Raw genomic sequence first — 6,827 nt, 5'->3', positions numbered from 1 at the left:
GCCCCCGCGCGGCGGCACCGGCCAAGCGTGCGGGCGCGCCCGCCAAGCGCGCTGCCTCCCGCAAGGCCGCGCCGGCCAAGGGTGTCGTGCGCACCGTCGGCGTCAAGCGCCCGGCAGCGAAGAAGACCGCGAGCCAGCGATAGAGCGCCGGGCATCCTGCGGTACGCACGCGCCCGGCGCCGCCGGGGTGCCGCGCGTTCCGCGGCCCTCGCGATGAAGCTGTTCCTCGTCGCCGTCGGTGCCCGTCAGCCTTCATGGGCCGAGGCGGCGTACGAGGACTACGCGAAGCGTCTGCCTCCCGAGCTGCGGCTCGAGCTGAAGGCGGTGAAGGCCGAGCCGCGCGGCTCGCGGACCGCGGCCCAGCTGATGGCGGCGGAGGCGGAGCGGATCGAGGCGGCGCTGCCCCGCAGCGTGCGCCGGATCGCCCTCGACGAGCACGGCGAGCGGATCACGTCGATCCAGCTGGCGGCGCGACTGCTGGAGTGGCAGGCGCGCGGCGGCGACGCGGCGCTCGTCGTCGGCGGCCCCGACGGCCTCGATCCGACGTTCAAGTCCGGCTGCGACGAGTCGCTGCGCCTGTCGGACCTGACGCTGCCGCACGCCTTCGTCAGGGTCATGGTCGCCGAAGCGCTGTACCGCGCCTGGTCCATCAACGCCCACCACCCGTATCACCGGGAATGACGGCGGCCGGCTTCGTCTACCTCGCGTCGCAGAGCCCGCGCCGGCGCCAGCTGCTCGAGCAGATCGGCGTGCGCTGCGAGATGCTCCTCGCCGGTCCCGAGGAGGATGCCGAGTCGCTCGAGGTGGTGCAGGCCGGGGAGGCGCCGTCGGTCTATGTCGAGCGGGTGACGCGGGCCAAGCTCCGGGCCGCGCAGGCGAGGCGCGAGGCGCGCGGGCTCGCGCCGGCACCCATCCTCTGCGCCGACACGACGGTGGCGATCGGCCGGCGCATCCTCGGCAAGCCCGCCGACGCGACCGACGCGACCCGCATGCTGGGCCTCCTCAGCGGTCGCACGCACCGCGTGATCACCGCCGTCGCGGTGGCGGGGCCGCGGCGGACGCGGCTCCTCGTCAGCACCTCGCGGGTCCGCTTCGCAGCCTTGCCGGCGGCTCGCATCGCGCGCTACGTCGCGAGCGCAGAGCCCTTCGGCAAGGCCGGCGCCTACGCGATCCAGAGCGCGGCGGCGGCCTGGATAGAGCGGATCGAGGGAAGCTACACCGGTATCATGGGTCTGCCGCTGCACGAGACGGCCGTGTTGCTCCAGGAGGCCGGGCTCGACGTCCGGCCGTGACGACCGCAGCACCCTCGATGCAAGACATCCTCATCAACTGGGCTCCCCAGGAAACGCGCGTCGCGGTCGTCGAGAACGGCGCCGTGCAGGAACTGCACCTGGAGCGCGCGCTCGAGCGCGGCCGGGTCGGCAACATCTACACCGGCCGCGTCGCCCGCGTGCTACCCGGCATGCAGTCGGCTTTCGTCGAGGTCGGCCTCGAGCGCGCGGCCTTCTTGCACATCGCCGACGTCCACGTGAACGGCATCGGTACCTCGCGGGCCGAGAACGGCTCGGCCGGCGCGGCCCGCGGCGAGCGCGTCAATCCACCGCCGCCGCCCATCGAGCGCGTCGTCTTCGAAGGGCAGACGCTGACCGTGCAGGTCATCAAGGACCCGATCGGCACCAAGGGCGCGCGCCTGTCGACGCAGGTGAGCATCGCCGGCCGGCTGCTCGTCTTCCTGCCGCAGGACACGCACATAGGCATCTCGCAGAAGATCGGCTCGCAGGACCTGCGCGAGCAGCTGCGCGCGCGGATGACGGCGCTGGCGGAGGCCGACGACGCGGCGCGCACCGCGAGCGGCGCCGAGGCCCTCGGCGGCGGCTTCATCCTGCGCACGAACGCCGTCGAGGCCAGCGACGAGGAGCTCGCCGACGACATCCGCTACCTGCGCACGACCTGGTCGCGCGTGCGCGACCGCTCCTTCAAGTCGCCGCCGGGGACCCTGCTGCACCAGGACCTGAGCCTGGCCGAGCGCGTGCTGCGCGACCTCGCCGACGAGCGCACGCAGACCATCCGCATCGACTCGCACATGCAGTTCGAGCAGCTCGCCCGCTTCGGCCGCGAGTACACGCCGGGCGCCGTCGGCAAGCTGCAGCACTACACCGGCGAGCGGCCGATCTTCGACCTGTTCGGCATCGACGACGAGATCGAGAAGGCATTGCTGCGCCGGGTCGATCTGAAATCGGGCGGCTACCTCATCGTCGACCAGACCGAGGCGCTGACGACGGTCGACGTCAACACCGGCGGCTACGTCGGCGCGCGCAGCTTCGACGACACATCTTCAAGACCAACCTCGAGGCGGCGCAGGCGATCGCGCGGCAGCTGCGCCTGCGCAACCTCGGCGGCATCATCATCATCGACTTCATCGACATGGCCCGTGAGGAGCACCAGGCCTCGGTGCTGGCCGAGCTGAAGAAGCAGCTGTCGCGCGACCGGACCAAGATCACGGTGAGCGGCTTCACCCAGCTGGGTCTGGTCGAGATGACGAGAAAGCGCACCCGGGAGTCGCTCGCCCACATGCTGTGCGAGCCCTGCCCGACGTGCCAGGGCCGGGGCGAGGTGAAGACGGCGCGCAGCGTCTGCCACGACATCCTGCGCGAGATCCTGCGCGAGGCGCGCCAGTTCGATCCGAAGGAGTTCCGCATCGTCGCCTCCGCGGCGGTGATCGAGATGCTGCTCGACGAGGAGAGCCAGCACCTCGCCGGCCTGTCCGACTTCATCGGCAAGCCGATCTCGCTGCGCGTCGAGCCCTTTCCGTCGCCGGAGCAGTACGACATCGTGCTGATGTAAGGCCCGGGGGCCTCGCCATGCGCCGCATCCTCGTCGTCGCCACCCGTCAGATCGGCGACGTGCTGCTGACGACGCCGCTCATCCGCGCTGCCCGCGTGCGCTGGCCCGAGGCGCGGATCGACGTCCTCGGCCTCGCCGGAACGCTGGGCCTGATTCGCGGCAACCCGGACATCGCCGAGCTGATCGAGACAAGGCGCGGCGCCGGCTGGCGTGCCGCCCTGGCGCTGCTGCGCCGGCTCTGGCGCCGCTACGACCTGGCCCTCGTCACGCAGGAGAGCGACCGCGCCCACTTCTATGCGTTCCTGGCCGCGCCGGTGCGCTCGGGCGTCGTGCCGAGCGCGGCACGGCATGCGTGGTGGAAGCGGGTGCTGCTCCGCCATGCCGTGGTCGCTGCCGGCGACCGCGGCGACACGCACTCGGCCGCCGAGAAGCTGGCCTTGCTCGAGCCCTGGCAGGAAGCGGCGGCGGGAGGGTCCCCGGCAGCGCCGAACACCATCGTGCCGCCGGCGGGGTCGGCCCTGCCGGCCGAGCTTGCCAGCCAGGTGGGGCCCGGCGCCGTCGTCGTCCATGCGCCGTCGATGTGGCGCTACAAGCAGTGGCCGATCGAGCGCTACCGGGTGCTGGTGACCGCGCTGCTCGCAGCGGGACACCAGGTCGTGCTGACCGGCAGCGCCTCCGCCGAGGACCGGGCGAGCGTCGACGCGCTGGCCGGCCTGGCGCCGCCGCCGCGCCTCGTCGATGCCGGTGGCCGCCTCGACTGGAACCAGCTCACGACCCTACTTTCCGGCGCTGCACTCTTCGTCGGCCCCGACACCTCCGTGACCCACCTAGCCGCCGCCCTCGGGGTTCCGGTGATCGCCCTGTTCGGGCCGAGCAACCCGATGCGCTGGGGGCCCCTCGGGACGCCCGGGCCCGACTACGTGAAGCAGGGCAGCGGCATCCAGCGCCGCGGCAACGTCGTCCTGCTGCAGGGGCCGAACGCCTGCGTGCCCTGCGGCCGCGCCGGCTGCGACGACCACCGCGACAGCCGCAGCGCCTGTCTGGAAGCGATCGACGCGGAGCGCGTGATCGAGCAGGCGCTGCTCGCCCTCGGCCGCCGATGAGCAGCCGCTGGCGCCACCCGATCCACGGCCTGCCCTTCCGGGACGGCATCGCAAACGCGCTGGCGGCCGAGTTCCGCGAGCAGCCGTTCGGGCGCCGGGTCCAGGCCGTGCGCAAGGCGCTGGCCCGCGACGCCATGCTCGTCCTCACCGGGCAGGCGCATCGACACGTCGACCGGGCGCCGCGCGGCGTGCGCCGGATGCTCTGGGTCTACACCTGGACCACCGTCGGCGACGCCATCCTGGACCTCGCCCCGCGCACGCTGATTCCGGCGTCGAGCGAGGTCGACCTCCTGATCGCGCCGGCCCTGGCGCCGCTCTTCGCGCGCGACCCGCGCTTTCGCGCCGTCCATACGGAGGCTGCGGCGTGCGCCAACGACTACGACTTCATCCTCCTCGACAGCATCCGGACCGCGTCGCTGCGCATGAAGCGCAGCCGCTTCCGCCGCCTGCCGTTCACGACCATGCGCGGCCACCACGCCGGCGAGCGCTTCGACCGCGCCGCCTTCGCCGACCGTCGGCTGCGCCAGCTGTTCGGGCTGCCGACCGGCCCGGTCGAGGCGCCGCGGATCGAGGTCGGCGGCGACGTCGAACGGGGCCGCGGGGGCGACCCCTTCGTCGTCGGCCTGGCCCTCGGCGCGCGGCTCAAGCGCAAGATCTATCCGCACTGGCCGGAGGTCGTCGACGCGATCGGCGAGCAGTGGCCGGCCGGCCTTCCGGCGCCGGAATTCAGGCTGCTCGGCCAGGGCCGGCCGGCGCGCGAGCAGCAGGCCGAGCTGCTCGCCCTGCCGGCAGGCGCCCGCTGCGTCTCGCGGGTGGATGTCGGCACGCTGGACGCCACCGCGCGCGAGCTTGCCGCCTGCGACGCCTTTCTCGGCGTCGACGGCGGCCTGATGCACGTCGCCATCGGCGTGGGCACGCCGGGGCTGGCGCTGTTCACCCGCGTCGACCCGGCGTACTTCCTGCGGCCGGAGAGCAGCATGGTCGCGCTGCGCACCGACGATGAGCTCGCCGCGGTGCCGCCCGGGGACGTCGCCGCCGCTTTCCTCGCTGCCTTGCCCGGATTCAGGGGTCGGCGCTGAGCGCCGGCGCGGGGCGCCCCAGGAGCTCGAGCGCCGCTGTCTCGACCTGGCCCGGGTCGATCGCGCTCACCGTGCCGGCGTGCGCGCGCAGCACCCGGCCGGCGAACCCCGGCGGCAGGCGCCAGGCCGGATCGATGCCGGCGTCGAACAGGGCGACCAGCGGCGTCGGCGTGGTCAGGGCCAGGTGCATCAGGCCGCCGTCGGCGGCGAGCACGACCCTCGCCCCGACCATCGCCTGGCGCGTCGCGTGCAGGTCGCAGCGGCCGACGATGTCGATGCAGCTGCCCTCGGGCAGGCGCTGCCGGACGGCGTCGGCCATGGCCCGGCCGTTCTCGCTGCCGAGGAGCACGAACCGGCCGACCCCGCGCGCCCGCAGGCCTGCCGCCACCTCGGGCCAGCCGGCGTAAGTGCGCTCGGCACGAACGCCGCCGAGCGCGAGCGCGACCGTTGTCGGCGTGGGCTCCGCAGCCGGCGCCGCCGCATCGCGCAGGCTCAGCTTCTGGCACGCATGCCGGGCCTCGGCGTCGGCGTCGAGCTCGACGCCGAGCAGGCCGGCGAGGCGGCGCGTCGCAAGCAGTGCCCGGTGGTAGTCGTAGGCCAGGTAGTCGCCCTTCAGCGAGACCCAGGGCAGGGCGCGGCACGCGCGCCGCTTGCCGGCCAGCGCCTTCCAGCAGCGGCTGTCGACGATCGCGAAGTCGTAGTCGCCGGCGCGCAGGCGGGTGGGGTCGACCCGCACCCGGCGGAAGTGAAGGTCCCCGTCGAAGACGGAGGCGGTCGCCGCCGGCGCGAGCAGGTCGACCGCGATGCCGCGCTCGACGAGCAGGCTGCGCGGCGCCAGGTCCATCAGCGCGTCGCCGATCTGCGGCGCCTCGGCATGGATCCAGAGCGCGCGTCGCCAGGCAGGGTCGATCCGGCTCCGCTCGTGGCGGCGCTGGCCGCTGAGCACGGTCTCGAGGCGGCGGCGCAGCAGCCGCAGGGCGGCGCGCAAGTCGCCCTTGCTGGCGCGGAAGTGCGCGTCGTCGGCCGGCACCGGCGGCGCGACCGGCTGCGTCGTGCCGCGCCGGGCCAGGGCGTGCACGGACCAGCCCCCGTCCACGGGCGGAAGCGCTATTGCTTGTCCTTCGGCACCCGGCCCATCAGGTAGAACTCGTCGTTCGGTCGCATCGACGTGAAGTTGGCCATGCGGTTGGACAGGCCGAACAGGGCGGTGATGCCGGCGATGTCCCAGGCGTCCTCGAGGCTGAAGCCGTGCCGGCCGAGCGCGGCGAAGTCGTCGTCGCCGACGGCTGCCGAGTCGTTGCAGACCTTCATGGCGAACGCCAGCATCGCCTTCTGCCGCTCGCTGATGTCGGCCTTGCGGTAGTTCACCGCCACCTGGTCGGCGACGAGCGGCTTCTTTTCGTAGATGCGCAGGATGGCACCGTGCGCGACGACGCAGTAGAGGCACTGGTTGGCCCCGCTCGTCGCGACGATGATCATTTCCTTCTCGCCCTTGCTGAGCCCCGAGTCGCGCAGGAGGAGGGCGTCGTGGTAGGCGAAGAAGGCACGGAACTCGGCCGGCCGGTGCGCGAAGGCGAGGAACACGTTGGGCACGAAGCCGGCCTTGTCCTGCACCTCGAGGATCTTGGCGCGCAGGTCCTCGGGCAGGTCGGCGAGGGGCGGAGTCGGGTAGCGGCTGATCGGTGCGGCGGCGGCTTCGGTCATGGCTGTTTCTCCAAAATGAGGCGGGGTCCTGTACGGGCGAGACTGACGATATCGACGTGGGGGGTCGCGTGGAGCGCCGGGCGGCCGACTGCGCTCA

General features: G+C 73.2%; 6 protein-coding genes and 1 pseudogene. 5 read left to right on the top strand and 2 right to left on the bottom strand.

Annotation, left to right across the window (positions count from 1 at the left end; all coding sequences use genetic code 11):
* Positions 1 to 213: 213 nt before the first annotated feature.
* The 5 genes and pseudogenes from rlmH (at position 214) to AC30N0_RS11815 (ending at position 5,026) form a co-directional block, all read left to right on the top strand.
* Positions 214 to 681, top strand: a complete 468-nt coding sequence (rlmH, locus tag AC30N0_RS11835; protein WP_489518112.1) for a 23S rRNA (pseudouridine(1915)-N(3))-methyltransferase RlmH — start codon at positions 214 to 216, stop codon at positions 679 to 681.
* The gene (locus tag AC30N0_RS11830; RefSeq protein WP_489518111.1) at positions 678 to 1,292 is read left to right on the top strand and encodes a Maf family protein; all 615 of its coding nucleotides are present in this window, start codon (positions 678 to 680) and stop codon (positions 1,290 to 1,292) included. Before rlmH ends, AC30N0_RS11830 begins: the two co-directional genes overlap by 4 nt.
* Before the next feature lie 17 nt (positions 1,293 to 1,309).
* Positions 1,310 to 2,844, top strand: a pseudogene (rng, locus tag AC30N0_RS11825) (ribonuclease G).
* 17 nt (positions 2,845 to 2,861) lie between these two features.
* Positions 2,862 to 3,947, top strand: coding sequence for a glycosyltransferase family 9 protein (locus AC30N0_RS11820; RefSeq protein ID WP_489518110.1), 1,086 nt, complete (start codon positions 2,862 to 2,864; stop codon positions 3,945 to 3,947).
* On the top strand, positions 3,944 to 5,026 hold the full coding sequence (locus tag AC30N0_RS11815) for a glycosyltransferase family 9 protein (protein ID WP_489518109.1): 1,083 nt from the start codon (positions 3,944 to 3,946) through the stop codon (positions 5,024 to 5,026). Before AC30N0_RS11820 ends, AC30N0_RS11815 begins: the two co-directional genes overlap by 4 nt.
* Here the strand turns inward: AC30N0_RS11815 and AC30N0_RS11810 are convergent.
* Both AC30N0_RS11810 and AC30N0_RS11805 read right to left on the bottom strand, forming a co-directional pair.
* Positions 5,010 to 6,122: a glycosyltransferase family 9 protein gene (locus tag AC30N0_RS11810; RefSeq protein WP_489518108.1), complete on the bottom strand. Its 1,113-nt coding sequence runs from the start codon at positions 6,120 to 6,122 to the stop codon at positions 5,010 to 5,012. The genes AC30N0_RS11815 and AC30N0_RS11810 overlap by 17 nt on opposite strands.
* A gap of 11 nt (positions 6,123 to 6,133) precedes the next feature.
* Positions 6,134 to 6,730, bottom strand: coding sequence for a peroxidase-related enzyme (locus tag AC30N0_RS11805; RefSeq protein WP_489518107.1), 597 nt, complete (start codon positions 6,728 to 6,730; stop codon positions 6,134 to 6,136).
* Positions 6,731 to 6,827: the final 97 nt, after the last annotated feature.

This window comes from Rhizobacter sp., assembly GCF_031412495.1.
Lineage (GTDB): Bacteria > Pseudomonadota > Gammaproteobacteria > Burkholderiales > Burkholderiaceae_C > Schlegelella_A.
This window is presented reverse-complemented; position numbering and strand designations above follow the sequence as displayed.

Excerpts from the sequence above, each read along its gene's own strand:
- rlmH (WP_489518112.1), top strand. The coding sequence starts at position 214 with ATGAAGCTGTTCCTCGTCGCCGTCGGTGCCCGTCAGCCTTCATGGGCC.
- AC30N0_RS11830 (WP_489518111.1), top strand. The coding sequence starts at position 678 with ATGACGGCGGCCGGCTTCGTCTACCTCGCGTCGCAGAGCCCGCGCCGG.
- AC30N0_RS11820 (WP_489518110.1), top strand. The coding sequence starts at position 2,862 with ATGCGCCGCATCCTCGTCGTCGCCACCCGTCAGATCGGCGACGTGCTG.
- AC30N0_RS11815 (WP_489518109.1), top strand. The coding sequence starts at position 3,944 with ATGAGCAGCCGCTGGCGCCACCCGATCCACGGCCTGCCCTTCCGGGAC.
- AC30N0_RS11805 (WP_489518107.1), bottom strand. The coding sequence starts at position 6,730 with ATGACCGAAGCCGCCGCCGCACCGATCAGCCGCTACCCGACTCCGCCC.